26 protein-coding genes and 1 pseudogene are annotated in these 25,810 nt (G+C 59.8%); 15 read left to right on the top strand and 12 right to left on the bottom strand.

Annotated elements, in window-relative coordinates:
• Positions 1 to 280: 280 nt before the first annotated feature.
• The 4 genes from ACA056_RS04760 to ACA056_RS04745 are packed head-to-tail and all read left to right on the top strand — an operon-like array spanning position 281 to position 5,413.
• Entirely contained in the window at positions 281 to 757 is a 477-nt protein-coding gene (locus ACA056_RS04760; RefSeq protein WP_497270871.1) for a formate dehydrogenase subunit gamma, read from the top strand.
• Complete coding sequence (locus ACA056_RS04755) at positions 754 to 2,316, top strand: formate dehydrogenase beta subunit (RefSeq protein ID WP_497270869.1); 1,563 nt, start codon at positions 754 to 756, stop codon at positions 2,314 to 2,316. Before ACA056_RS04760 ends, ACA056_RS04755 begins: the two co-directional genes overlap by 4 nt.
• Positions 2,313 to 5,195, top strand: coding sequence for a formate dehydrogenase subunit alpha (fdhF, locus tag ACA056_RS04750; RefSeq protein ID WP_497270867.1), 2,883 nt, complete (start codon positions 2,313 to 2,315; stop codon positions 5,193 to 5,195). Before ACA056_RS04755 ends, fdhF begins: the two co-directional genes overlap by 4 nt.
• A complete protein-coding gene (locus ACA056_RS04745) occupies positions 5,192 to 5,413 on the top strand; it encodes a formate dehydrogenase subunit delta (RefSeq protein WP_497270865.1) in 222 nt (73 codons plus the stop codon). The genes fdhF and ACA056_RS04745 overlap by 4 nt, the downstream gene beginning before the upstream one ends.
• Before the next feature lie 133 nt (positions 5,414 to 5,546).
• Here ACA056_RS04745 and ACA056_RS04740 read toward each other — a convergent pair whose 3' ends face one another.
• Together ACA056_RS04740 and ACA056_RS04735 are read right to left on the bottom strand one after the other, a co-directional pair.
• A complete protein-coding gene (locus tag ACA056_RS04740) occupies positions 5,547 to 6,920 on the bottom strand; it encodes a sensor histidine kinase (RefSeq protein WP_497270863.1) in 1,374 nt (457 codons plus the stop codon).
• Entirely contained in the window at positions 6,917 to 7,627 is a 711-nt protein-coding gene (locus ACA056_RS04735; protein ID WP_497270861.1) for a response regulator, read from the bottom strand. The genes ACA056_RS04740 and ACA056_RS04735 overlap by 4 nt, the downstream gene beginning before the upstream one ends.
• 167 nt (positions 7,628 to 7,794) lie before the next feature.
• On the opposite strand from ACA056_RS04735, the gene ACA056_RS04730 reads away from it, so the two are divergent.
• The 4 genes from ACA056_RS04730 to ACA056_RS04715 all read left to right on the top strand — a co-directional run bounded on the left by ACA056_RS04730 (position 7,795) and on the right by ACA056_RS04715 (position 11,376).
• A complete protein-coding gene (locus ACA056_RS04730) occupies positions 7,795 to 8,583 on the top strand; it encodes an MlaA family lipoprotein (protein ID WP_497270859.1) in 789 nt (262 codons plus the stop codon).
• Positions 8,573 to 8,836: a hypothetical protein gene (locus ACA056_RS04725; protein WP_497270857.1), complete on the top strand. Its 264-nt coding sequence runs from the start codon at positions 8,573 to 8,575 to the stop codon at positions 8,834 to 8,836. Before ACA056_RS04730 ends, ACA056_RS04725 begins: the two co-directional genes overlap by 11 nt.
• Before the next feature lie 78 nt (positions 8,837 to 8,914).
• Positions 8,915 to 10,837, top strand: a complete 1,923-nt coding sequence (locus tag ACA056_RS04720; RefSeq protein WP_497270855.1) for an alkaline phosphatase D family protein — start codon at positions 8,915 to 8,917, stop codon at positions 10,835 to 10,837.
• 35 nt (positions 10,838 to 10,872) lie between these two features.
• Positions 10,873 to 11,376: a P-loop NTPase family protein gene (locus ACA056_RS04715; RefSeq protein ID WP_497270853.1), complete on the top strand. Its 504-nt coding sequence runs from the start codon at positions 10,873 to 10,875 to the stop codon at positions 11,374 to 11,376.
• A gap of 56 nt (positions 11,377 to 11,432) precedes the next feature.
• Here the strand turns inward: ACA056_RS04715 and ACA056_RS04710 are convergent, their stop codons facing one another.
• The gene (locus ACA056_RS04710; protein WP_497270850.1) at positions 11,433 to 12,608 is read right to left on the bottom strand and encodes an aspartate aminotransferase family protein; all 1,176 of its coding nucleotides are present in this window, start codon (positions 12,606 to 12,608) and stop codon (positions 11,433 to 11,435) included.
• A gap of 102 nt (positions 12,609 to 12,710) precedes the next feature.
• Between ACA056_RS04710 and ACA056_RS04705 the strand changes: the two genes are divergently transcribed.
• The 3 genes from ACA056_RS04705 to ACA056_RS04695 all read left to right on the top strand — a co-directional run bounded on the left by ACA056_RS04705 (position 12,711) and on the right by ACA056_RS04695 (position 15,106).
• On the top strand, positions 12,711 to 13,616 hold the full coding sequence (locus ACA056_RS04705) for a LysR family transcriptional regulator (RefSeq protein ID WP_497270848.1): 906 nt from the start codon (positions 12,711 to 12,713) through the stop codon (positions 13,614 to 13,616).
• Between the two features lie 75 nt (positions 13,617 to 13,691).
• Positions 13,692 to 14,705 (top strand): sensor domain-containing diguanylate cyclase, encoded by a 1,014-nt coding sequence (locus ACA056_RS04700; protein WP_497270846.1) that lies wholly within the window; start codon positions 13,692 to 13,694, stop codon positions 14,703 to 14,705.
• Entirely contained in the window at positions 14,702 to 15,106 is a 405-nt protein-coding gene (locus ACA056_RS04695; protein WP_497270844.1) for a GNAT family N-acetyltransferase, read from the top strand. Before ACA056_RS04700 ends, ACA056_RS04695 begins: the two co-directional genes overlap by 4 nt.
• A 12-nt stretch (positions 15,107 to 15,118) precedes the next feature.
• Here ACA056_RS04695 and msrA read toward each other — a convergent pair whose 3' ends face one another.
• Together msrA and msrB are read right to left on the bottom strand one after the other, a co-directional pair.
• Positions 15,119 to 15,826, bottom strand: a complete 708-nt coding sequence (msrA, locus tag ACA056_RS04690) for a peptide-methionine (S)-S-oxide reductase MsrA (protein ID WP_497270843.1) — start codon at positions 15,824 to 15,826, stop codon at positions 15,119 to 15,121.
• Positions 15,827 to 15,866: 40 nt separating this feature from the next.
• On the bottom strand, positions 15,867 to 16,388 hold the full coding sequence (gene msrB, locus ACA056_RS04685; RefSeq protein ID WP_497270841.1) for a peptide-methionine (R)-S-oxide reductase MsrB: 522 nt from the start codon (positions 16,386 to 16,388) through the stop codon (positions 15,867 to 15,869).
• Positions 16,389 to 16,539: 151 nt separating this feature from the next.
• On the opposite strand from msrB, the gene ACA056_RS04680 reads away from it, so the two are divergent.
• The 3 genes from ACA056_RS04680 (at position 16,540) to ACA056_RS04670 (ending at position 19,664) form a co-directional block, all read left to right on the top strand.
• Positions 16,540 to 17,256 carry a response regulator transcription factor gene (locus tag ACA056_RS04680; protein ID WP_123365373.1) on the top strand — a complete coding sequence of 239 codons (717 nt, stop codon included), beginning with the start codon at positions 16,540 to 16,542 and terminating at the stop codon, positions 17,254 to 17,256.
• Positions 17,253 to 18,770: a sensor histidine kinase gene (locus ACA056_RS04675; protein ID WP_497270839.1), complete on the top strand. Its 1,518-nt coding sequence runs from the start codon at positions 17,253 to 17,255 to the stop codon at positions 18,768 to 18,770. The genes ACA056_RS04680 and ACA056_RS04675 overlap by 4 nt, the downstream gene beginning before the upstream one ends.
• Positions 18,771 to 18,959: 189 nt before the next feature.
• A complete protein-coding gene (locus ACA056_RS04670) occupies positions 18,960 to 19,664 on the top strand; it encodes a hypothetical protein (protein WP_497270837.1) in 705 nt (234 codons plus the stop codon).
• 74 nt (positions 19,665 to 19,738) lie between these two features.
• Here the strand turns inward: ACA056_RS04670 and ACA056_RS04665 are convergent, their stop codons facing one another.
• Both ACA056_RS04665 and ACA056_RS04660 read right to left on the bottom strand, forming a co-directional pair.
• Entirely contained in the window at positions 19,739 to 20,233 is a 495-nt protein-coding gene (locus ACA056_RS04665) for a RidA family protein (RefSeq protein ID WP_497270835.1), read from the bottom strand.
• A 107-nt stretch (positions 20,234 to 20,340) separates the two neighbouring features.
• On the bottom strand, positions 20,341 to 20,532 hold the full coding sequence (locus tag ACA056_RS04660; protein ID WP_497273490.1) for a DUF3077 domain-containing protein: 192 nt from the start codon (positions 20,530 to 20,532) through the stop codon (positions 20,341 to 20,343).
• Between ACA056_RS04660 and ACA056_RS04655 the strand changes: the two are divergent.
• Positions 20,516 to 20,736, top strand: a pseudogene (locus ACA056_RS04655) (GntR family transcriptional regulator); the annotation flags it as partial. The gene ACA056_RS04660 and the pseudogene ACA056_RS04655 sit on opposite strands and share 17 nt — an antisense overlap.
• Positions 20,737 to 20,801: 65 nt before the next feature.
• Here ACA056_RS04655 and cyoE read toward each other — a convergent pair.
• From cyoE to cyoA, 5 genes are read right to left on the bottom strand one after another with little or no spacing between them, the layout of a single operon-like run.
• Positions 20,802 to 21,689 (bottom strand): heme o synthase, encoded by an 888-nt coding sequence (gene cyoE / locus ACA056_RS04650; protein WP_095132943.1) that lies wholly within the window; start codon positions 21,687 to 21,689, stop codon positions 20,802 to 20,804.
• A gap of 11 nt (positions 21,690 to 21,700) precedes the next feature.
• Positions 21,701 to 22,036, bottom strand: a complete 336-nt coding sequence (cyoD, locus tag ACA056_RS04645; RefSeq protein ID WP_497270833.1) for a cytochrome o ubiquinol oxidase subunit IV — start codon at positions 22,034 to 22,036, stop codon at positions 21,701 to 21,703.
• Positions 22,037 to 22,663, bottom strand: a complete 627-nt coding sequence (locus ACA056_RS04640; protein ID WP_074873898.1) for a cytochrome o ubiquinol oxidase subunit III — start codon at positions 22,661 to 22,663, stop codon at positions 22,037 to 22,039.
• A 3-nt stretch (positions 22,664 to 22,666) separates the two neighbouring features.
• A complete protein-coding gene (cyoB, locus tag ACA056_RS04635) occupies positions 22,667 to 24,697 on the bottom strand; it encodes a cytochrome o ubiquinol oxidase subunit I (protein WP_497270831.1) in 2,031 nt (676 codons plus the stop codon).
• A 3-nt stretch (positions 24,698 to 24,700) separates the two neighbouring features.
• Positions 24,701 to 25,645: a ubiquinol oxidase subunit II gene (gene cyoA / locus ACA056_RS04630; protein WP_283183047.1), complete on the bottom strand. Its 945-nt coding sequence runs from the start codon at positions 25,643 to 25,645 to the stop codon at positions 24,701 to 24,703.
• Positions 25,646 to 25,810 lie beyond the last annotated feature (165 nt).

Below are 25,810 nucleotides of genomic sequence, written 5' to 3'. Positions count from 1 at the left end.
ACGCCTCGTGCTGCACTCTTCTAGACTCAATAGGTAGTCGTAGAAAGAACCAAACACGTCGCTTTGGTGCAGTTAAACCAAAAGCAGCGTGGCAAGCTGCCTTAATGCCCTTTAAGAGGTGCGGCAAAGACCGCGCCGGGCACAACAAGATGCCCGCTCAGGGTGCCCTGGCCAACGGCCTGAAATTGCCACGATACCGTGACGTGGTGTGAGTGCCGCAGCCGACACTTTCGGACGACCGACAACCATCTGGTTTGTCCGTGACCGTGAGGAATGCTGAATGCCTGATGAGATGTTGCAATTACCTATGGTCAATAGCGTGCTGGAGCGCCACAAGGGCTCTGCTGGCGCACTGTTGCCGATTCTTCATGAGATTCAGGAGGGCATCGGTTACATCCCCGATGCCGCCATCCCCGAGATTGCCCACGCGCTGAACCTGAGTCAGGCCGAGGTTCGCGGGGTGATCAGTTTCTACCATGACTTCCGCACCGCACCGCCGGCCCGGCATATTCTGCGTCTGTGCCGGGCCGAGTCCTGCAAGAGCCGCGGTGCCGAGCAGTTGGCCGCGCATTTGCGCGAACGCCTGCAACTGGACGACCACGGCAGCAGCGCCGACGGCAGCATCAGTTTGCGCCCGGTGTATTGCCTCGGCGCTTGTGCCTGTTCGCCCGCCCTGGAGTTGGATGGTCAGGTGCATGCGCGGCTGAGCGCTGAGCGTCTGGATGCATTGCTCGACGCTTGCCGGGAGGACGCATGATGCCGGCTTTCTATCTGTCCTGTGATTCGCTGGCCCGTGCCGTGGGTGCCGAAGAGGTTGCGGTAGCCCTTATCACCCATGCCCGGGGACGCTTTGTACCTCTGGAGTTGCAACGCACCAGCTCGCGCGGCCTGTACTGGCTGGAACCGCTGCTGGAAGTGGACAGCCCGCAAGGCCGTATCGGCTTCGGCCCGCTGACCGCGGCCGATGTGCCGTCAGTGCTCGAAGCCCTGCAAGGCGAGCCGTACACCCATCCACTGGCCTTGGGCCTGGTGGAAGAATTGCCGTATCTGAAGTCTCAACAACGTTTGCTGTTCGCCCGAGCAGGCATCACCCGGCCGCTGTCCCTGGACGATTACCGGGCCCACGGCGGCTTCGAGGGCTTGACCCAGGCCGTCGCGCTGGGCGGCGAGCAGACCGCGACCGCCGTGTTCGATTCAGGCCTGCGTGGCCGTGGCGGCGCGGCGTTCCCGGCCGGGATCAAATGGCGCACGGTGCGCGCCACCCAGGCTGCGCAGAAGTACATTGTGTGCAACGCCGACGAAGGCGACTCCGGCACCTTCGCCGATCGCATGTTGATGGAAGGCGACCCCTTCCTGCTGATCGAAGGCATGGCCATTGCCGGCATCACTGTCGGCGCAAGCTACGGCTACATCTATGTGCGCTCGGAATATCCACAAGCCGTGGCCACCCTTCGCACGGCACTGGACATCGCCCGGTCCGCCGGTTACCTCGGCGCCAATGTCGGCGGCAGTGGCCTGGCCTTCGATATGGAAGTGCGTGTCGGTGCCGGCGCTTACATCTGCGGTGAGGAAACCGCGCTGCTGGACTCTCTCGAAGGCAAGCGCGGGATCGTCCGCGCCAAGCCACCGATCCCCGCCTTGAAGGGCCTGTTCGGCTTGCCGACGCTGGTGCACAACGTGCTGACCCTGGCCTCGGTGCCGCTGATTCTGGCCAAGGGCGCGCAGTTTTATCGCGATTACGGCATGGGCCGCTCCCTCGGCACGATGCCCTTCCAGCTGGCGGGCAATATTCGTCACGGCGGGCTGGTGGAACGGGCCTTTGGCCTGACGCTGCGGGAACTGGTGGAAGACTACGGCGGTGGTACCGCCAGTGGCCGGCCGCTGAAGGCCGCGCAGGTGGGCGGCCCGCTCGGCGCCTGGGTGCCACCTTCGCAATTCGACACACCGCTGGATTACGAAGCCTTCGCCGCCATCGGCGCCATGCTTGGGCACGGCGGTGTGGTGGTGGCTGACGACAGCCTGGACATGGCCCATATGGCGCGCTTCGCCATGCAGTTCTGTGCAGAGGAATCCTGTGGCAAATGCACCCCCTGCCGCATCGGCTCGACCCGGGGCGTGGAGGTGATCGACCGACTGCTGGCAGCGCCTGACCAGAGCGGTCGCGATGAGCAGGTGATCATCCTCAAGGACCTGTGCGACACCCTGCAATACGGTTCGCTGTGCGCGTTGGGCGGCATGGTTTCCTTTCCGGTCGCCAGCGCTCTCAAGCACTTCCCCGCCGACTTCGGTCTGCAATCTTCGGAGGCCGAGCAATGATCACTCTTTTCGACCCGAACACCGATATCGATCTTGGCACTCCGGCCCGCGACAGTCAGGTGCAAGTCACCCTGAATATCGACGGCCGCAGCATCAGCGTGCCCGAAGGCACCTCGGTGATGCGCGCCGCCGCGCTGCTGGGCACCACCATTCCCAAACTGTGCGCAACCGACAGCCTGGAAGCCTTCGGCTCCTGCCGCATGTGCCTGGTGGAGATCGACGGCATGCGCGGCTACCCGGCGTCCTGCACCACGCCGGTCACCGAAGGCATGAGCGTGCACACCCAGACGCCGAAGCTCGCCACGCTGCGGCGCAACGTCATGGAGCTGTACATCTCCGATCACCCGCTGGATTGCCTGACCTGCTCGGCCAACGGCAACTGCGAGCTGCAAACCGTCGCCGGCCAGGTTGGCCTGCGGGAGGTGCGTTACGGCTATGAAGGCGACAACCATCTGGCCGATGTGAAGGACACGTCCAACCCGTATTTCGATTACGACCCGAGCAAGTGCATCGTCTGCAACCGCTGCGTGCGCGCCTGCGAAGAAACCCAGGGCACGTTTGCTCTGACCATCACCGGGCGCGGTTTCGAGTCCCGGGTCGCGGCCGCCGGTGGTGAGAACTTCCTCGACTCGGAGTGCGTGTCCTGCGGCGCCTGTGTGCAAGCCTGCCCGACCGCGACCTTGATGGAAAAAAGCGTGGTCGAACTGGGTCAGCCCGAACGCAGCGTGATCACCACCTGTGCCTATTGCGGCGTGGGCTGCTCGTTCCGTGCCGAGATGAAAGGCGACAAACTGGTGCGCATGGTTCCGGACAAGAACGGCCAGGCCAACCACGGCCACTCCTGCGTCAAAGGACGCTTTGCCTGGGGCTACGCCACCCACCCGGATCGCATCACCAAACCGATGATCCGCCAGCACATCAACGACCCTTGGCAGGAAGTCAGCTGGGATGAAGCGGTGACCTACGCCGCCAGCGAATTCCGCCGACTGCAGCAAAAATACGGCCGCGACTCCATTGGTGGCATCACCTCCAGCCGCTGCACCAACGAAGAAACCTACCTGGTGCAAAAACTGGTGCGCGCCGCCTTCGGCAACAACAACGTCGACACCTGTGCGCGGGTCTGCCACTCGCCGACCGGCTATGGCCTGAAACAAACCCTGGGCGAGTCCGCCGGCACCCAGAGTTTCGACTCAGTGATGCAGGCCGATGTGATCCTGGTGATGGGCGCAAACCCCAGCGACGCCCACCCGGTGTTCGCCTCCCAGCTCAAACGCCGCCTGCGTGAAGGCGCGCGACTGATCGTCATCGACCCACGACGCATTGATCTGGTGGACTCGGTGCATGCCCGCGCCGAACTGCACCTGGCCCTGCGCCCAGGCACCAACGTCGCCATGCTCAACGCCCTGGCCCATGTCATCGTCACCGAAGGCTTGCTCAACCAGGCCTTTATCGACGCCCGTTGCGAGGACATTGATTTCGCTCACTGGCGCGAGTTCGTCAGCCGCGCGGAAAACTCGCCGGAAGTGCTTGGTGAGATCTGCGGCGTGACCCCAGCCGACATACGTGCCGCCGCCCGTTTGTATGCGACCGGCGGCAACGCGGCGATCTACTACGGCCTGGGCGTCACCGAGCACAGCCAGGGCAGCACCGCGGTCATGGGCATCGCCAACCTGGCCATGGCCACTGGCAACATTGGCCGCGAAGGCGTGGGCGTGAACCCGCTGCGTGGTCAGAACAACGTTCAGGGCTCCTGCGACATGGGCTCCTTCCCCCACGAACTGCCTGGCTACCGGCACATCTCCAACGAGGTGGTACGGACGCAGTTCGAACAGGCCTGGAATGTCACCCTGCAACCCGATCCGGGCCTGCGCATTCCCAACATGTTCGAAGCCGCCCTCAGCGGCAGCTTCAAGGGCCTGTATTGCCAGGGCGAGGACATCGCCCAGAGCGACCCGAATACCCAACACGTCACCGCGGCCCTGTCGGCCATGGAATGCATCGTGGTGCAGGATATTTTCCTCAACGAAACCGCCAAGTTCGCCCACGTGTTCCTGCCGGGCTGCTCGTTCCTGGAAAAAGACGGCACCTTCACCAACGCCGAGCGACGCATCTCCCGGGTGCGCAAAGTCATGGACCCTCTGGGCGGCAAGGCCGACTGGGAAGGCACCGTGGCTCTGGCCAACGCCTTGGGCTACCCGATGAACTACAAACACCCATCGGAAATCATGGATGAAATCGCCAGCCTGACGCCGACGTTCACCAACGTCAGCTACACCGAACTGGATCGCCACGGCAGCCTGCAATGGCCGTGCAACGCCGCGGCACCGGACGGCACGCCGACCATGCACATCGAGGAATTCGTGCGCGGCAAGGGGCGTTTCATGCTCACCGGCTACGTGCCCACCGAGGAAAAGGTCAACAATCGCTATCCGCTTCTGCTGACCACCGGGCGCATCCTCAGCCAGTACAACGTCGGCGCTCAGACACGGCGTACCGAAAACGTCGCCTGGCACGACGAAGACCGTCTGGAAATCCACCCGACCGACGCCGAGAGCCGTGGCATCAACGAAGGTGACTGGGTCGGCATCGGCAGCCGCGCCGGACAGACCGTACTGCGTGCGCGGGTCACCGAACGGGTCGCCCCGGGCGTGGTGTACACCACCTTCCACTTCCCTGAATCGGGGGCCAACGTCATCACCACCGACAACTCCGACTGGGCCACCAACTGTCCGGAGTACAAGGTCACCGCCGTGGAAGTCAGCCGCGTCTACCACCCTTCCGAGTGGCAAAAACGCTATCAGGAATTCAGCGACGAACAGGACCGCTTGCTCAAAGATCGTCGTCAGGCGCGTGGCACTAAAGCCGAGGTGCGCCGATGAGCACTGCCAACCTGATCAAAATGGCCAACCAGATCGCCCAGTACTTCGCCACCCAACCGGACCAGCAACAGGCCGTGCTCGGCGTGCGTAATCACCTGCAGATGTACTGGACGCCCGGCATGCGCAAGGAGTTGCTGGCCTGGCAGACGGAACATCAAGGGGCAGACTTGCACCCACTGGCGCAGGCGGCGGTCAGTGGGGCGGGCTGGGAGGCTTAGGTTCACACGATCCTTTGAAATTGGCCTGCAGGCTAACAACCTGTAGGAGCGAGCCTGCTCGCGATGCGGTGTGTCAGTCACGATCATTATTGACTGACACACCGCATCGCGAGCAGGCTCACTCCCACAGGGGTTATGCGTAGTGGCTTGTATTCGGATGCACCGGCAAGACGACTAACGCTGCCAACCCGCCAGTCGACCGATTACGCAGTGTCAGCTCGCCTCCGTGCTCCAGCACAATCGCCCGCGCCGCCGACAACCCCAAACCAACGCCCCCCGTGCTTTTGTTCCGCGAACCTTCCATACGAAAGAACGGTGCGAACACTTGTTCGAGGCTGACATCCGGTATACCTGGCCCACGATCCAGTACTTTGATCCTCACCTCCCCAGCTCCGGGAATCAGTTCAATCGCCGGCTCACTCCCGTACTTGATCGCGTTATCAAGCAGATTGGTCATCACCCGCTTAAGCCCCAACGGTCGCCCGAAATACACCCACCGAAGCGGCCCACTGAAAGCAATCTCGAAACCCTGATCCCGGTAATCATCCAGCAGCGTTTGCAGCAGTTCCGCCAGATCAAACTGGGTCGCCGGCTCAAGCCGGGCATCATCGCGGAAGAACTCCAACGCCGAGTTGATCATCGCCTGCATTTCATCCACGTCACGAAACAACCGCTGCTGTTGCTCGCTGTCTTCGATGAATTCGCCACGCAAGCGCATCCGCGTCAGGGGCGCGCGCAGGTCGTGGGAGATGGCGGCGAGCATTTGCGTGCGATCACGGATGAAGTGTTGCAACTGCGCCTGCATGGCATTGAACGCAAGAATGGCCTGGCGGATTTCGTGGGGGCCGAGCGGTTCGATCGGCGGTGCGCGGAAGTCCACGCCGAAGCGACGGGCGCCTTCGGCGAAGTGCTGCAAAGGTGTGGCGAGGCGCCGGGTGGCGATCAGCGCGACCAGCGCAGTGGAGATCAGCACCAGCAGGATCACGATCAGGTAGCGTGGCGTTTCGTCGAGCCCCCAACTGCGCGAGGGCGCGGAGAACATCAGCCATGACGAATCCGATAACTCGATCAGCAGCGCGTAATGCGCGTCCGCCGTGTGCTCCGTCCAATCGGCCGGCTCATAGGCTTCGATGCGCCGGTCAGGGGCTCTGAGCATCGGCTGCAGGATGGTCGAACCGATGTCGGACTTCGGATCGTCCACGGTCGGCAGATTGAGACCGTGCCGATCAGGGTGCCAACTGACGGTGAAGCCGTTCTCGCCGGCAGCTTGCGCCAATGAGTTTCGCAGGGGCGTCGGTGCAGCCTCGATGACGCGACTGATGGCGGCGGCTTTTTCCAGCAGGCCGGTTTCGGTCAGCGGCGGGCGTGCCCACACGCCGGCCAGTTGGATAAACAGCCCATTGAGTGCCAATGAAATGAGCATGGCCAGGATGATCGTCAAGGCGATCCAGCGCGCCACCGTATCTTGCGGCCAGTCTCGGGCGCGAATCCGCTTCAGCCAGCTCATCGCCGCGTCACACTGGGCGTGAACAGGTAACCGCCATTACGCACGGTGCGAATCATCGCCGGCCGCTTGGTGTCGGACTCGAGTTTGCGTCGCAGGCGACTGACTTGAACGTCGATGCTGCGATCGAACGCGTCATGGCAATGCCCGCGCGCCAAGTCCAGCAATTGCTCGCGGGTGAGGATGCGCTGCGGGTGTTCGACGAAAACCAGCAGCAGGTCAAACTCACCAGCCGACAGCGGAATCATCACGTTATCCGGCGAGCGCAGTTCGCGGCGAGTCACGTCCAGGTGCCAGTCGGCGAAGTCGATCAGCGGCCGTGGCAGTTCCTGCGATACCGGACGGCGTTCGTCCACTCGACGCAGCACGGCGCGCACTCTGGCCAGCAGCTCACGGGCGTCGAAGGGTTTGGTCAGGTAATCGTCGGCGCCCAGTTCCAACCCGACCACCCGATCACTGAGTTCACTCATGGCGGTCAGCATGATCACCGGAATGGCGTTCCGAATTCGCAGTTGCTGGCACAGGATCAACCCGCTGTCCCCGGGCAACATCACATCAAGAATGATCAGGTCTGGCGGCTGGCGCTCGATGGCCGCCCACAGCGACGCGCCGTCGGTGGCGACCTCGACGCTGTAGCCGTGCTGCACGAAGAATTTTTTCAGCAGATCGAGGACCTCAAGGTCGTCGTCCACAATTAAAAGGCTGTTCACCGAAAGTCACTTAAGGGGGCGAATGGAGCCGACATCTAAAACCATTCACGGCAGCGCGTCATATATTTCAATCCTGCAATAAAGCGTCATCGCCGCAATAAACCAGACATCTTTGCGCAAGGCTTGGGGCTCAGCATCTCGGCGAATTCCTCCCGAGACTTGCGTCCATGTTGCGTTTCAAATGTACTCCCTGGCTGGCCCGCAACACCTCGATTGCCGTCCTGGCCGCCGGGTTGGCGGGTTGCAGCACTCAGCCGCCGTCCACCGATGTGAGTTGCGCCGACATCCCCTATTCGCTGTACGACCCGGCGGAACCGTTCAATCGTGGGGTCTTCGCGTTCAATCGGGTGGTCGATGACTATGCCCTGGCGCCGGTCGCTCGCGGCTATCGCTACTCGCCAGACTTTTTCCAGACCGGTGTGCATAACTTTGTGGCGAACTTTGGCGAGCCCAAGGTGTTCATCAATGACCTGCTGCAAGGCAACCCGATGCGCTCGGCCAATACACTGGGGCGTTTCGCGCTCAACACCACGGTCGGTGTGGTGGGCTTGATCGACGTCTCCGGCATGGCCGGCATCCCGCGTCACGACGCAGATTTCGGCCAGACGTTCGGCGTGTGGGGCATCGGCAACGGTCCAATCGTCGAACTGCCATTGCTCGGCACTTCCAACAGCCGCGACGCCGTCGGCCGCGTGCTCGGTTTTGTGGTCGATCCGTTCGGCAGCAACAGCGACACCGTGGACACGCTGTCCACCATCAGCACAGTCGGCGGCATCGTCGATGGTCGAGCAGAAGCCCTACCGCTGACCGACAGCCTGCAAAAACTGCCGGACTATTACAGCGCGTTACGCAACGTGGTCGCCGAGCATCGTGCCGCTTATGTGGCCGATGGCAAACAAGGCTCGCCGCAGAACACCAAACCACAATGCACAGGAGCACCGGCCGATGGTTTCTGAAGGTAATAACCTGATTCTGCAGCAACGGGTAAACCAGCACGACCCGGCCACTCTGCACTGTCGGGAAATTACCCTGCGCCTTTCAGCGGACTGTCGCCATCTAGTGCTCAATCGCTACACCGAACACTATGGCCCGGCGCTGGTGCGATGGATCGAGCGTAGCCACACGGTGTCCGTGACTGAGCTGTTTCGCTGGCTCGTGGCCAATGGCGAGACGGATGTAAAGAGGGTGGACGGCCAGCCGTTGCCTTGACTGTCGGATTCGAGCCAGTTGCGTTTCATTGACATCAGCTGCGTTATCATTCCGCGCTTCTCTGTTCCAAGAACCCGGATGTCCATGTCTTTGCCACTGCCTGACGATCACCAATCCCTGCCACCTGTCCTGGTCGGGCCGCTGTTGCGGCGTCTGGAGCCCACGCGGCTGGTGATGTGGCTGGTGGGGTCGCGGGCATTGTCGCTGAGGTTGCGCCTGCAAGATCGCGACGCTATCCACCTCGACGCGAGTCAGTGCACGGTCATTGCAGTGGGCACCCAGGCCTTTGTTCATTTGATCGATGTGTCGCTGGACACCGCCCTGCCCTGCGACACGTTAATCGAATACGACCTGCTGATTGACGACGCTGGCACAGGCATCGCCGATTGGGCCCCGCACTTGCTGTACGGAGACGCCCGTTGCCCAAACTTCGTCCTGCGTAAACGGGCCGATCATCTGCTGCACGGTTCTTGCCGCAAACCTCACCATCCAGCCCCGGACGGTTTGCTGTGCGTTGATCGTTTGCTGGAGGCCGAGCCGGACGCACACAAACGTCCGGCGCTGTTGATGATGAGTGGCGATCAGGTTTACGCCGACGATGTCGCGGGGCCGATGCTGCGAGCCATCCATGCCTTGATCAAGCGGCTTGGGCTGTTCGAAGAGCACCTCGAAGGCGCAGTGGTCAGCGACAGCGCCAAACTCTACGAGCACCCCGCCAGCTACTACCATCGTGCGGATTTGTTACCGGCGCTGGAGAGCAACGAAACCCTGCGCGAGCGATTTTTCGGTGGGGCGCGTAAGCCGATTTTCACCAGCAGCAGTGCCGATAATCACCTGGTGACGTTCGCCGAAGTCATGGCCATGTACCTGCTGGTCTGGTCGCCGACACCCTGGACATTGATCGCCCCGCAAGCACCGGCACTGACGCCTGAAAGACGCGAGCGTTATGCGCTTGAGCAAACACGCATCGATGGCTTCAAGGCCGGCCTTGGAGGTGTCGCCCGAGCACTCGCGCACCTGCCGTGCCTGATGATTTTCGACGACCACGATATTACCGATGACTGGAATCTTTCCGCGCAATGGGAGGAAACGGCCTACGGCCATCCATTCTCCAGGCGCATCATCGGCAACGCACTGATTGCTTACATGCTGTGCCAAGGCTGGGGCAACAACCCGGATGCATTCGACGGTGTGCTGGAAAAAAACCGTTTATTGAGTGCCACAGGGCAGGACCATTATCTCGACAGCGACGTTCAGGACGGCTTGATCGATGAGCTGCTGACGTTTCAGAACTGGCATTACGTGCTGCCCACGAGCCCGGCCATCGTGGTGCTCGACACCCGCACCCGGCGCTGGCGCAGCGAGATGAACCTCAAGCAGCCTTCGGGTTTGCTGGACTGGGAAGCCCTCAGCGAACTGCAACAGGAACTGCTCGATCACCCTTCGGCCATCATCGTTTCGCCGGCGCCGATCTTCGGCGTCAAACTGATCGAAACCGTGCAGCGCGTTTTCAGCTGGTGCGGTTATCCCCTGCTGGTGGACGCCGAAAACTGGATGGCCCATCGCGGTGCGGCCCAGGTGATCCTAAACATTTTCCGACACTCGCGTACACCCGGTAATTACGTGGTGCTGTCAGGCGATGTGCATTATTCCTTCGTCTACGAAGTACTGATCCGACACCGCAAGGCCGGCCCGCGCATCTGGCAGATCACCAGCAGCGGCATCAAAAACGAGTTCCCGCCCGCACTGCTCGAGTGGTTCGACCGTCTCAACCGCTGGCTCTACTCGCCCCGCTCGCCGCTCAACTGGCTGACCAAACGCCGACGCATGCGCATTGTTCCGCATGTCCCGGAACATGCTGAAGCGGGGGAACGACTGTGGAATTCGGCGGGGATCGGGCAGGTGTTCTTTAATGAAAAAGGACAGCCGCAGGAGATCTATCAGCACAACTCAAACGGTTCGCCGAAGACGCGGATGGTTGCGCCTGAGAATGACGACTGAAGGCTGATCGTTCCCACATTTGATCGGTGTCGCTCATGAACCTCACCCGAACCCTGATCATCGGCAACTCCGGTTCCGGCAAAAGCTGGCTGGCCGAACGACTGGCCAAGCACCTGCAAGTGCCGTGGGTCGAACTCGATTCGATTCACTGGTTGTCCGACGAACACAGCATCCCCCGCCCACGCGCTGAAGCGCTGGGAATGGCACGGCTCGCGGCAGATGAAGAACGCTGGGTGATCGAAGGCGTTTACGGCTGGATCATCAGCGAACTCTTGCCCAGGGCGACAGCACTGATCTGGCTGTGCGTTGAAGATGAGGAATGTGTTGCCAATGTTCGTCAGCGAGAGGCGCAGCGGGACAAGAATGACGAGTTGTTGATTGCGTTGCTCGACTGGGCCGGCAGCTATCGTACACGCGAAGACTCCAGTGGATTTGCCGCGCATCAGCGTCTGTTCGAAGGGTTTAGCGGTTCGAAACTCATACTCAGGGATCGAACCGAAATCACAACATTCGCGAACACCGTGTTACAAGCCAACTAACTCACACTGTCGATCGTTCCCACGCTCCGCGTGGGAACGATCAACTGAGTTAAGTCTCAGGCCGCGTTCACTGCCCGGCAAACCCCTCTGACAATCATCTCCACTTCCCGCTCATCAATCGTCAGCGGCGGCAGCAAGCGAATGGTTTTGCCCCGTGTCACGTTGATCAGCAAGCCGTGATCCCGCGCGGCGATCAGGGTCAAGTCGCGAATCGGCTGTTTGAGTTCGATGCCAATCATTAAACCCTGTCCACGGATCGCCAATACGTTCGGGTCGTCCGCCAATTCAATGCGCAATCTGGCCAGTAAGCGCTCGCCCTGAAGTTTGGCGTTTTCCAGCAGCTCTTGTTCTTCGATGATCTCCAGCACGGTGCAACCCACGCGGCAGGCCAGTGGATTGCCGCCGAAGGTGCTGCCGTGACTGCCGGGGGTGAAGAGGTCGGCGGCTTTGCCCCGGGCCAGGCAGGCGCCGATGGGAATGCCGTTGCCCAGGCCTTTGGCCAGGGTCATGACGTCCGGAACGATGCCTTCGTGCTGAAAGGCAAACCACTGGCCGGTGCGGCCGATACCGGTCTGGATTTCGTCGAGCATCAGCAGCCACGCGCGCCGAGTGCAGAGTTCGCGAATGGCTTTCAGGTAACCGGGCGGGGCCATTTGGACACCGCTTTCCCCCTGAATCGGCTCCATCAGGATCGCCACGATGCGCGGGCCGTGGGCTTGCTGCACCTTGTCCAGCGCCTTGAGGTCGCCGAATGGCACTTTGACAAAGTCCCCCGGCAACTCATTGAAGCCCAGGCGCACGGCCGGGCCATCACTGGCGGACAAGGTGCCCAGGGTGCGGCCGTGAAAGGCGTTCTCCATGACCACCACCAGCGGTTGTTCGATGCCTTTTTTCCAGCCATACAACCGAGCGAGTTTCAGCGCCGTCTCGTTGGCTTCGGCACCGGAGTTGTTGAAGAACGCCCGCTCCATGCCCGCCAACCGCGTCAGTTTCTGCGCCAGCCGCTGCTGCCAATCGATGCTGTAAAGATTGGAGGTGTGCAGCAACAGGCCAGCCTGTTCACTGATGGCGGAGACGATTCTGGGGTGGGAGTGGCCCACATTGGTCACTGCCACGCCCGCCACCGCGTCCAGGTATTCACGACCGGCCTGATCCCACAGGCGCGTGCCCAGACCCTTGATGAAACTCAAGGCCAAGGGTTGGTAAGTGGTCATCAGGCAGGCGGCGGTCATGACATCAAGCTCCATCAATAGTCGGTGTTTTTGCAGTATGGTTAGCCACCTGAGCTAGATAAACGCTGCAACACTTCAATAATTTTAAAGCTGAGCTTGATAATGGATCTGTTCCAGGCAATGACCGTTTACGTCAAAGTGGTGGAAACCGGCAGCATGACTGCCGCCGCGTTGCAGTGCGAAATGTCCACGACCATGGTCGGCAATCACCTGCGGGCACTGGAGCAACGCCTGGGTGTGCGTCTGCTCAACCGTACGACGCGACGCCAGCGGTTAACGGAATTCGGCACCGCTTATTACCAGCGTTGCCTCGAAGTGCTGGGGCTGGTGGCCGATTCCGAACGATTGGCCGAGCAGGCCCTCGACGAGCCGAGTGGCACCTTGCGCATCACCGCGCCGCTGACGTTCGGTACCGAAAAACTGGCACCGGCCCTGAGTGAATTCGCCCTGCTGTGTCCACGCGTCAAATTGGATGTGGTCCTCACCAATCGCCGTCCGGACCTGCTCGAAAACGGTTTCGACGTGGCGTTTCGCCTGGGCAATACCGAGGAGACCCACCTGATCGCCCGTCCACTCCTCGACTACAGCCTGACCATGTGCGCATCACCGAAGTACCTGGCGCGCAAAGGCACACCGCAGAAACCTGATGATCTGCAACACCACGACTGTCTGTCATTTGCCTATCCGGCCGGGGATGACTGGCAGTCGGTGGAAAAACATTGGCGCCTGACCGGTCCCGAGGGCGAAGTGGCGGTAGCGGTCAATGGACCGATGTTGATCAACAGTTCGGCAGGACTGCATCAAGCGGCGCGAACCGGTATGGGCATCGTGGTGTTGCCTGATGCGTTGATGGAGCAAGATCTCAAGGACGGAAAACTGGTGGCATTGATGAAGAATTACTTGCCGCCGAGCCGACCGATGAACCTGATGTATGCCCAGGATCGCTACCGTTTGCCAAAACTGCGTAGTTTCGTCGACTTTGCCTTGCAGAGATGGGGCAAGCACTAGCCGGCTCAATACGCCATCGACTAATCTCCTCGACAGGCGGGTCACTTAGATATCAGGGCGGCAGGGAGTGCGGAGATGGGTGAAGCGTCGAATATCGAGCCGTTGAAGTTCAATCTGTCGGATTTGAACGAAGACATGCTGCACACCATTCTGGAATTGGTCAGCGATGGGATCTGGGACTGGAACGCCAACACCGGGTTCGTCTATCGCAACCCCGGGTGGTACGAGATGCTCGGCTACCCGCCTCATTCCCTGGATAACAACGTGTTGACCTGGGAAAACGTGATCCATCCCGACGATTACCAGCAGGTCATGACACTGTTCGATGACTACTTGAATCAGCGCGCCCCCGGCTATCAGGCAGAGTATCGCTGCCGCATGCAGGATGGCAGCTATACCTGGATCGAAGACCGTGGCTACGTACTGGCACGCAATGCCGACGGCTCGGTGGCGCGGATGGTCGGCGCGCACCGCAGCATCGAAGACAAGAAGCGTCTGTACGAAGCGCTTGAACGGCGCAACCAATCCCTTGAAGCGATTGTTGAAGAACGCACCCGAGAGTTGTCTCGCGTCAATCAGCAACTGCAAATCCAACTCGAAGAAAACCGCAAACTGGCGGAAACCGACGCACTGACATCGATCGCCAACCGCTATCGCCTGGAAAAAGCCCTGCCCCAGGAATGCGACCGCGCCCAACGCTTTCGACAACCGCTGTCGCTGATCGCCATGGACATCGACGACTTCAAGAACATCAACGATCACTATGGCCACGCGCTGGGCGATACGGCATTGGTGCAAGTGATCGATAGCGTGAAGCACTGCGTACGTGAAGGCGATCTGCTCGCGCGTTGGGGTGGCGACGAGTTCATCCTGATCCTTCCCAATACACCACTCGCCGACGCCCGGACTCTCGCCGAACGTATCCGCCATGGCCTCGCAAGCCTGCTGCCAGTGGGGGACTTTCAAGTGACCATGAGTTTTGGCGTGGTTCAGCGCTTTGAAGAAGAACAACAGACCGGGTTGCTGGCCAGGGCCGATCAGGCGCTGTATCGGTCGAAGATTGCGGGCAAGAATGTGATTTCCGGATGAACAATGCCTTGCATGTTCGCGATGTACTGCCCTCGGAAGTAGAGTCCGTACGCCTTTTTCTGGGGCAAAACGGATGGGCTCACCGCACAGGTTCTGCTGAACATTTTGCGCAGTTGATCGCTAACTCCCAACGCACAGCCCTTGCTATGAAGGGCTCCCAAATTATCGGTTTTGCCCGAGGTATCACTGACGGCCTATCAAACGGTTATCTGTCGATGGTCGTTGTCTGTGGACAGCATCGACGTGAAGGTGTCGGGCGTGCGCTGGTTGAGCATGTCATGGGCGAGAACACCGACATGACCTGGGTTCTGCGGGCAGGCCGGGAAGGCGCTTCGGATTTCTTTTCAAGCCTGGGTTTTGAAACGTCGACCATTACGATGGAGCGCCCGCGTCGTAAATAGCCAACCCGCCATTCACATCCCCGCCTTCACCAACACCGGTTTCTCCTGATACCGATCCGGATAAAGCTTTTTCAGCTGCGCGACCTTCGGTAGATCGTTGATCACGATGTAGGGATAGGTCGGGTGCTCGGTCAGAAAGTCCTGATGTTCCTCCTCCGCCGGGTAGAAACCGTTGTAGGTTTCCAGCGTGGTGACAATGGGTTTGTTGAATGAATGGGCGGCGTCGAGCTGAGCGATGTAGGCCTGAGCGACACGTTGCTGTTCACTGTTTTCCGGGAAAAGCGCCGAGCGATACTGAGTGCCGCGGTCAGGTCCCTGACGGTTGAGTTCGGTAGGGTTGTGAGCCACCGAGAAGTAGATTTGCAGCAAGGTACCGTAGCTGACCTGACGGGGGTCGAAGGTAACTTCGACGGATTCCGCATGACCGGTATCGCCACTGCTGACCCGCTCGTACTGAGCGGTGTTGGCTGCACCGCCGGCGTAACCGGAGACCGCTTTCTTCACCCCTTTGACATGCTGGAACACGCCTTGGACGCCCCAGAAGCAACCGCCGGCAAAGACCGCCCTTTCGCTGTCGGCCTGGGTGGTTTCGTCGAGGGTGGGTGGAGGAATGATGACCGCGTCTTCCGCCGCACCGAAAGAGAACGCCAGGCATTGGCCAATGACACCGGCAGCGGCCAAACCCAACAGGGTGCGGCGCCAGGTGAGTAGGGTTTTCATGAGGCTGATTCCTGAATGAATGAAAGGGAGTACCCGCGGATCAAGTCGTCGCCTGCGGCACAAAAGTCATCGCAAGGCCGTTCATGCAGTAACGCAAGCCGGTGGGTTTGGGCCCATCGTCGAAGACATGGCCCAGATGACCGCCACAACGCCGACAGTGGACTTCTTCGCGCAGCACCCCGAAGGAGCGGTCCTGACGAGTGGCCACAGCCTTGTCCAGTGGTGCCCAGAAGCTCGGCCAACCGGTGCGGCTGTCGAACTTGGTCGCGGAAGAAAACAGCGGCAGATCGCAACCGGCACAGGCAAAAGTACCTTCACGGTGCTCGTTGTTCAGCGGGCTGCTGTAGGCCCGTTCGGTGCCCTCTTCGCGCAGGATTTCGTACTGCTCGGCGCTGAGCATGGCGCGCCATTCGCTGTCGCTGTGAGTCACCTCGAACACCTCCGCCGCGCTGGCATCACTGACCAGTGCAGAACGCGCGGCAAATTTTGGCAATACACCGATGACCAGGGCTGCAGCGCCTAGCCCGCCGCTTGCTAAGAGAAACTGTCGCCGTGAAAACATGGTCGTCTCCGAAAATTCCAGGTGCCTGTCATGGAACACAGCCTAGGCTTGGGTTGATCGCCAAATCCTCACGAGAAGTTAAACAATTCGTGATAACTCAGGCCCCGGAAAACCCGCACAATGCGCTCATTGCGCCGAAGGATTGAGCTTGATGGAACAGACCAAACGCGTCCTCGTGGTCGAGGACGACCTGCATATCGCCGACCTTATCTGCCTTCATCTACGTGATGAGCAGTTCGAGGTGGTGCACTGCGCCGACGGCGATGAAGGCATGCGCCTGCTGCAGCAAGGAAGCTGGGACGCTCTGATCCTCGACCTGATGCTGCCCGGTGTCGACGGCCTGGAAATCTGCCGCCGGGCCCGCGCCATGGCCCGCTACACACCGATCATCATTACCAGTGCGCGCTCCAGCGAAGTGCACCGGATTCTCGGGCTCGAACTCGGCGCCGACGATTACCTGGCCAAACCCTTTTCCATGCTCGAACTGGTGGCCCGGGTCAAAGCGCTGTTGCGACGGGTCGACGCCATGGCCCGCAACCTGAAAATGGACGCCGGCAGCCTGATCACGGACGGCCTCTCCATCGACCCGATCACGCGCGATGTGTCCCTTGACGGTCGCCGCCTCGACCTCACGCCACGGGAGTTCGACCTGTTGTATTTCTTCGCCCGTCAGCCTGGCAAAGTGTTCTCGCGCATGGACCTGCTCAACGCCGTCTGGGGCTACAGCCATGAAGGCTACGAGCACACCGTCAACACTCACATCAACCGCCTGCGGGCAAAGATCGAGGCCGATCCAGCGCAACCGGCGCGCATCCTCACGGTGTGGGGACGAGGCTACAAATTCGCGGCCAGGGAGGAGCAGCCGTGAGACTGACCCTGACTCAACGCCTGTCGCTGGTGTTCGCCGCGTTGCTGCTGGTGTGCTGCGGCACGTCGGCATGGATGCAGGTGCGGTCCAACAAGATGCATGAGCTGGAAGTGGTGCAAGGGTTATCGCGGGATCTGGCCCGGCACATCGCCCATGACACCGTGCTGATGGACACCAAAGGCCTGATGCCCGACGCCGTGCGCGACCTGTTCAGCAAACTGATGCTGGTCAATCCCAGTGTCGAGGTCTATCTGCTCGACCCCGAGGGCCGGATTGTCGGCAGTGCTGCGCCGGAGGGTCGGATACGCCGGGAGCGGGTCGATCTGGCGCCGATCCAGCGTCTGCTCAAGGGCGATGCCCTGCCGGTTCTCGGCGACGATCCGCGCAGCGTCGATGGCCGCAAAGTGTTCAGCGCCGCGCCATTGCAGGTCAATGGAAAACCGGTGGGCTATCTCTATGTGGTGCTGCTGAGCGAAGAGCACGACCGCTTCGCCGAACGCGGCGCCACCAGCGCCGCCCTGAATACCGCGCTGTTGTCCATCGGGCTGGTGGCGTTGCTGTGCCTGATTGCCGGTCTCACGGCATTCGCCCTCATCACCCGACCTTTGCGCCGTTTGACCGAAACCGTCAGCCAGTTCGACATTGATGGCGCTCCGGTAACACCGCCTGCATCCGTCCCGGTGGAAAAAGCCGCCAGCCACGATGAAATTGCCATACTCGACGCCACCTTCCGGCAGATGCAGGCACGCCTCGGCGAGCAATGGCGCTCATTGACCCGCCAGGATCAAGAACGCCGTGAACTGGTGGCCAACATCTCCCACGACTTGCGCACGCCTCTGGCCTCGCTGCACGGTTACCTGGAAACCTTGTCGCTCAAGGACGCCACCTTGTCACCCGCCGACCGCCGCCGTTACCTGGGCATCGCGCTGGATCAAAGCCGCAAGGTGGGTGGTCTGGCGCAATCGCTGCTGGAGCTGGTGCGCCTCGAACATGGCTTCGTGCAACCGGTGCTGGAGCGTTTCTCGCTGACCGATCTGGTGCAGGACATCTTCCAGAAATTCGAACTGACGGCCGAGGCGCGCCAGGTCGAACTGAAGGCCACCTTCGCACCCAATGTTTCAGCGGCCTGCGCCGACCTTGGATTGATCGAGCGGGTGCTCACCAACCTGTTCGACAACGCCCTGCGCCACACCCCGCAAGGAGGAGAAATCGAGCTCAGCCTGCGCCCTCAAGGACCTTTTATCGAAGTCACCGTCAGCGACACCGGCCCCGGCATCGCTGCCGAATTGCGCGAAGGTCTGTTCCTGCGTCCGTTCAACATTGGCGGCGCACGGCGTGATGGCGGACTGGGGTTGCGGATCGTGCACCGGATCCTGCAATTGCATGGCCGCGAGATCCAGCTGATTGACGTTCCCGGCCGCGGCGCGACCTTCCGCTTTTCGTTGGCGGTGGATCAGCAAACGGCTGAGCAATTGGCGGTTCGGTCGATGAATCTGAATACGCTGGGGAAATAGTCGACTGCTGCTGACACTTCAGGCAAAACGCCCCCAGATAGCCGCCGGTTAAAAGCCGCTGTGCCAAAAATGATGACCAGCCGCCTGTTCATCCGTGACAACGCCGCCTCGGTCCAATAGATTAGGCGGCTTGAAAAGGCCCTGTGCTTTCTCGCCTCAATCCAAGTTAAAAGAAGTAGTGAAATTTCAATGTCCGATTCCAATACCGCTGAATCCGTAGTCACCTTGTCGTCCAAAGCGGAATACGAAAACTCCATCAATCTTTCACAGCACGTGCCCCAGGCCAAGACCATCAGCGAGATGATCCTGGACGCTTTCCAGTCCACCCGGGAAAGCGACCAGATCCGCGAGCTGCGCGCCGCGATTCGCCAGGCTCACGACAGCTTCGACGACGATAAAGCCTACGAATTGATGGGCGAACTCAAGCAGCTCAAGGACGCCGAGGCTGCCGACATTGCAGCCTTGGAAGACTTGAGCAGCAAATTCCCGATCAGCCGGATTCTCTCCAGTTTCAAGGACGACCCGGCATTTCAGGAATTGGTCTATGGCCTCGCACTGAAAGTGCTGAACCAGACCCACCAGGCCATCAGCAACCCAAGCAGTGGCAAAAGCAAAGCGGCTCGCGCCAAAAAAGATGTCGAAGTGTTCACCATCAGCAAAGACGGCATCAGCGTCACGCTGCCGCTACGCACCCCGCGTTCGCGTCTGAACGTTGACCGTGAAGCGCTGGAGTTCCTGGGCTTTACCTTCGTCGGCGAAGGCGAAGAAGCGGAGCTGGAAAGCGAGACCTTCCTGGACAATGCCGGGGCCGAACAAGCGGTTAACCGCAAGAACATCATCACCGCGCTTCAGCAGCAAACCGCGTTCGATGGCTATAGCATCGCCGCGCAGTAACACACGCCATCGATGACTGAAAAGGTCCGCACTGAGATTCAGCGCGGGCCTTTTTATTGCCTGCAGGTTCATCGTTAGAGCGTTGATGGCCGTATCGCCACGATCATGTCAACTTCAATGGCTGCGTCTTTCGGCAGTTGATAAACGCCGATCGTGGTTCGGGTATGTTTACCGGCATCGCCCAGTACATGACTGAAAACGTCCGACGCACCGTTGGCCACTTCGCTCAAATCGACAAAATCCGCGGTGGACTTTATGTAAACCGTGACGCGCAATAGCGACTTGATCTTGTCCAGCGAACCGATGGAATCAACAATCAATGCCAAACCGCGCAACGCACTGATGCTGGCAGCGCTCTGTGCATCCGCCAGCGTCAGATCCAGGCCTACCCTGCCCGGATACTGAATTTCACCATTCATCCGCGGCACCAGACCGCTGATGTAAAGCTCATCGTGATGCCGCACCAACAGCGAGTAATGCCCGCCGGCCGTATTCTCGCCGTAGATATCGTAGCCAAGCTCTTTTGCCAGTGCGATGAATCGTTCATCGCAGGTCATGTGTTCAGTCATCTCTCCTCCCCGATCAAAAATTGGATCCGTTTTTTTGACAGATTAGCCCAAAGATCTCGACTCGGGGGCTGGCCTATGAAAATCAGCTTGGATCAAATTGATGCCCCTTAAATTCGAAAACGATTGAACTGACGAGCGAACACCTGAATGCCCCGCCTTCGAAAGAAATGCGGGGCTTTTTTGTTCAAGCGCGGGACTTCGAGCAGATCAAAGGCGTGGGAGAGGGCTTGAATAACCGGGACGCCGCCGTTGATGCGGAATAGTGGTTGGTTAGCGTGATAGGTGCTGGTCCAGCAGATCGTCGACCAATTGTCGGTGGCGATCAGCCAGGGCGGGCCGCCTCACGGGGCCAAACTGCCGCCAATCCGCGAACTTTCCGACTTGATGAACGTGGGCAAGTCCACGGTGGTGGATGCGTTGGACCGCTGCGGGCCAAGGGTCTGGTGGTTTCACGCCAGGGCTCGGGGCATTACGTGTACCGTTCCAGCACCACGACCAAGACCGATGCCCCAATAAAAAGCCCCGCTCTTCTCTCGAAGGCGGGGCTTTTCAATGCAGCCTCTGAATCTTAAGGCGCGTACGTCAGCAACAGCTCACTCGGCACTTTAAAGTCCAGCGACATCATCACGCTCAACGCGGTAATGGTGAAGATCGAGAACACGAACAGCTTGCGTGCCCAGACCGTGTCATCCACTGCCTTGTAGCCGGTCCAGGCCATGTACAACCAGTACATGCCCATGGCCGCGGCGACGGCGAGGTAGCTCATGCCGGCGTAGCCGCTGAAGGTCAGCATCAAGGTCGCCACGAGGAACGCCAGGATGTAGAGCAGGATGTGCTTCTTGGCCACTTGAATCCCGCGCTTCACCGGCAACACCGGAATCGATGCGGCCAGGTAATCGTTGAAGCGGAAGATCGCGATGGCGTAGGAATGCGGCATCTGCCACAGGCTGAACATCACCAGCAACGTCAGTGCGGCCATGTCGAAGCTGTTCGTCACAGCCACGTAGCCAATCACCGGCGGCATGGCGCCCGACAGACTGCCCACCAGCGTGCCGTGAACCGACTTGCGCTTGAGGTACAGGCTGTAGAAGCCGACGTAGATGACAAAGCCGATCACCGCGAACAACGCGGCCAACGGGTTGGCCACTTTGTACAACAGCGCAACGCCGAAAACACCCAGGACGGTCGCAAACGCCAGGGCCAGTTTCAGGGAGATCAAGCCCTGGACCAGCGCCCGGTTTTTGGTGCGTTCCATCTTCAGGTCGATGTCGCGGTCGATGCAGTTGTTGAACACGCAACCGGAAGCCACCACCAGCGACGTGCCGATCATGGCGGCCAGGAAAATGGCCAGATCGACATGCCCTTTCGAGGCCAGGAAAAATCCGCCCGCCACAGAAAGCACGTTACCGAAAATGATCCCCGGTTTGGTGATTTGGATAAAGTGCTTAAAGGACATCCGGACTTTCCTCAGTGCGCCATCATGTTGGAGTGGATGCTGAACATGATCCACAGCGACAGGCCTACCAACAGGACAATCACGATCGCGGCGAAAACAAACGCAATCACGTTGTTACGCTGCGCGGCCGAACGGTCCAGGTGGAGGAAGTACACCAGGTGCACGAGCACCTGGATGACTGCGAAGGCCAGTACGATCCACAGGGTCAGGGCTTTCGGCAGCGATGGGTACATCACCAGGCCGAAAGGAATGACCGTCAGGATCACCGACAGAATGAAACCGATAGCGTAAGACTTGACGCTGCCGTGGCCGGCGTCGTGGCTACCGTGGGAATGAGCGTTAGCCATTTACATAGTCCCCATCAGATAAACAACGGTGAATACGCAGATCCACACCACGTCCAGGAAGTGCCAGAACAGGCTCAAGCAGCTCAGACGGGTCTTGTTGGTCGCCGTCAGGCCGTTTTTCTGCACCTGGTACATCATGATCGCCATCCAGATCAGACCGCTGGTCACGTGCAGACCGTGGGTGCCGACCAGGGTGAAGAACCCGGACAGGAAGCCGCTGCGGCTAGGACCGAAGCCCTCGGAAATCAGTACGTGAAACTCGTTGATTTCCATGCCGATGAAGCCGGCGCCGAACAGGAAGGTCATGCCCAGCCAGCCCAGCACCTGGTTCTTCTTGCCCTTGAACAACGCCAGCATGGCGAAGCCGTAGGTGATCGAACTGAACAGCAGCAGAGCGGTTTCGCCCAGTACATACGGCAGTTCGAAGATGTCGTGGCCCGACGGGCCACCTGCTACGTTGTTAACCAGTACCGCGTACGCCGCGAAGATCGACGCAAACAGAATGCAGTCGGTCATCAGGTAGAGCCAGAAACCGAATACGGTCATCTCGCCCGAGTCGTGGTGATGGTCGTCGTGCCCATGGTCCGTGCCATGGGCGTGTCCAGCAGTGGTCACTAAGTTCGACATGGTTTAAGCCTGTTCCAACGAGGTTTCAACACGGGTGGCGGTGGCTGGAACTTTCCCGGCCGCTACCAGACGCTTGTGCTGCTCGGCTTCGATGCGCTCGATCACGTCGACCGGCACCATATAGCCCTGATCATCGCGGGCAGCATGGATCACGAAATACACCACGGTGCCGACCAGACCAACGATGGCCAACCACCAGATGTGCCAGATCATCGCGAAACCGAACACGGTCAACAGAGCACCCATGACCACACCGGTCGCGGTGTTGTTTGGCATGTGGATCGGTTCGTACTTGGCCGGAGCCTTGTACGCGGTACCGTTTTCCTTGGCTTCAGTGAACGGATCGATGGTTTCCGCTTTTGGCAGCACGGCAAAGTTGTAGAACGGTGGTGGCGACGAGGTCGACCATTCCAGCGTGTGTGCATTCCACGGGTCGCCGTGTTCGCACATATTTTCCGGCTTGTTGCGATCACGCACGCTGACATACAGCTGAATCAGCTGGCAGGCGATACCGACCGCGATCATCACCGCACCGAACATGGCGACGTACAGGTACGGCACCCACTCAGGGTTGGTGGTGGCGTTCAGACGACGGGTCATGCCCATGAAACCCAGTGCATAGAGCGGCATGAACGCGACGAAGAAGCCCGAGATCCAGAACCAGAACGCTGCCTTGCCCCAACCTTCGTGCAGCTTGAAGCCGAACGCTTTAGGGAAGTAGAAGCCGAAGCCTGCGATGTAGCCGAATACCGCGCCGCCGATGATCACGTTGTGGAAGTGAGCGATCACGAACAGGCTGTTGTGCAGGACGAAGTCCGCACCCGGAATGGCCAGCAGTACGCCGGTCATGCCGCCGATGGCGAAGGTCACCATGAAGCCCAGGGTCCACAGAACCTGGCTAGTGAAACGCAGACGCCCTTGGTAAATGGTGAACAGCCAATTGAATAGCTTCACCCCCGTCGGGATCGAAATCAGCATCGTCGCCAGACCGAAGAAGGCGTTGACGCTGGCACCCGAACCCATGGTGAAGAAGTGGTGCAGCCAGACCATGAAGCCCAGGATCGAGATCGCGCCGCTGGCGTAGACCATCGAGTGGTGGCCGAACAGACGCTTGCCGGTGAAGGTCGAGATGACTTCGGAGAAGATCCCGAACGCCGGCAGAATCAGGATGTAAACCTCGGGGTGACCCCAGGCCCAGAACAGGTTGACGTACATCATCGGATTGCCACCAAGTTCATTGGTGAAAATGTGGAAATCCATGTAACGGTCAAGCGTCAGCAGTGCCAGGGTAGCGGTCAGGATCGGGAACGAGGCCACGATCAGGACGTTGGCCCAGGTGCAGGTCCAGGTGAAGATCGGCATGTCCATCAGCTTCATGCCCGGGGTACGCATTTTCAGCACGGTGGCCAGGAAGTTGACCCCCGTCAGCGTCGTACCCAACCCGGATAGCTGTAGCGCCCAGATGTAGTAATCCATCCCCACGCCCGGGCTGTATTGCAGGCCAGACAGCGGCGGATAGGCAACCCAACCGGTCTTGGCGAATTCGCCGACGCCCAGGGACAGGTTGATCAGCACCACGCCGGAAACCAGCAGCCAGAAGCTCAGGGAGTTCAGGAACGGATAGGCAACGTCACGCGCGCCGATCTGCAGCGGCACTGCAAGGTTCATCAGGCCGGTGAAGAATGGCATCGCCATGAAGATGATCATGATCACACCGTGAGCGGTGAAGATCTGGTCATAGTGTTCAGGCGGCAGGTAGCCAGGCGAACCCTCGGTGGCCATGGCCAACTGGGTACGCATCATGATGGCGTCGGCAAAACCGCGCAGCAGCATGACCATGGCAACGATGATGTACATCACGCCGATTTTCTTGTGGTCGACCGAGGTCAGCCACTCGGACCACAGGTAGGTCCACTTCTTGAAATAGGTGATTGCAGCGAACAGCGCCAGGCCACCGAGCGCGATCATGGCGATGGTTATCATCACGATCGGTTCGTGGAACGGGACCGCTTCCCAACTTAATTTACCAAACATCGTTTACTCCTCTGCCCCGGCAGCTGAATGCGAACTCATGTCCATCCCTTCCATGGCGGCCATTTCGTGCTCTTTCTTCTCGTGGTGCATCGGCTTGCCCGGTTTCATGCCTTCGTACTTGTCGACGATGATCTGGAACAGGTTTGGCGTGACCGAGGAGTAGAGCTCGACTGGGTTGTTCTGGCTTGGCTTGGAAAGGGCTTCGTATTCAGCTTTTTCAAGCTGTTTAGGTGCCTTTTTGACTTCGCTGACCCAGGCGTCGAAATCTTCCTGAGAGGTGGCGATAGCTTTGAACTTCATACCGGTGAAACCCGCGCCGCTGTAGTTGGCGGAGATACCGTCCATTTCAGCGTTCTGGTTGGCGATCAGGTGCAGTTTGGTCTGCATGCCGGCCATCGCGTAGATCTGGCCGCCCAGGGCCGGGATGAAGAACGAGTTCATCACGGAGTCCGAAGTCACCTTGAAGTTGATCGGCGTGTGCGCCGGGAACACGATCTTGTTGACGGTGGCGATGCCTTGCTCCGGATAGATGAACATCCACTTCCAGTCCAGCGCGACGACTTCAATGGTGATCGGCTTGACGTCGGATTCCAGCGGCTTGTAGGGATCCAGCGCGTGGGTCGACTTGTAGGTGACATAACCCAGAGCAATGATGATCAGCACTGGAACAGCCCACACCGCGATTTCAATCTTGGTGGAGTGCGACCATTTCGGCGTGTAGACAGCGTCGGTGTTGGACGCGCGGTATTTCCAGGCGAACAGGAAGGTCATGACGATGACCGGAACCACGACCAACAGCATCAGCAGCGTTGCGGTGATGATCAGGTTTCGCTCGTCCAGGCCGACCTGGCCCTTGGGATCGAGCAAGGTCATGTTGCAGCCTGACAGCAACAACGTGCCGATCAGCGGCAATAAGCCTAGTAGTCTGGGGTACCTGTTTTTACTCATCTCACGACCTCTAAAGCAGCTTGCGCAATGCAGTTGGGTTTTGATCGCCAACACTTCACCCTGCCAAGGGTTGGCATTTTTCTTGGATTGAATAAGTGGCTGCCCGTCGCGCGTCAGACGCTGTTCGACAAATCCTGGGCCAGCGTTGCGTTCTTATTCGAATTC

The organism is Pseudomonas sp. LBUM1666, from assembly GCF_059695775.1.
Note: the sequence above shows the minus strand (reverse complement) of the source record. Positions and strands in the feature narration are given on the sequence as shown.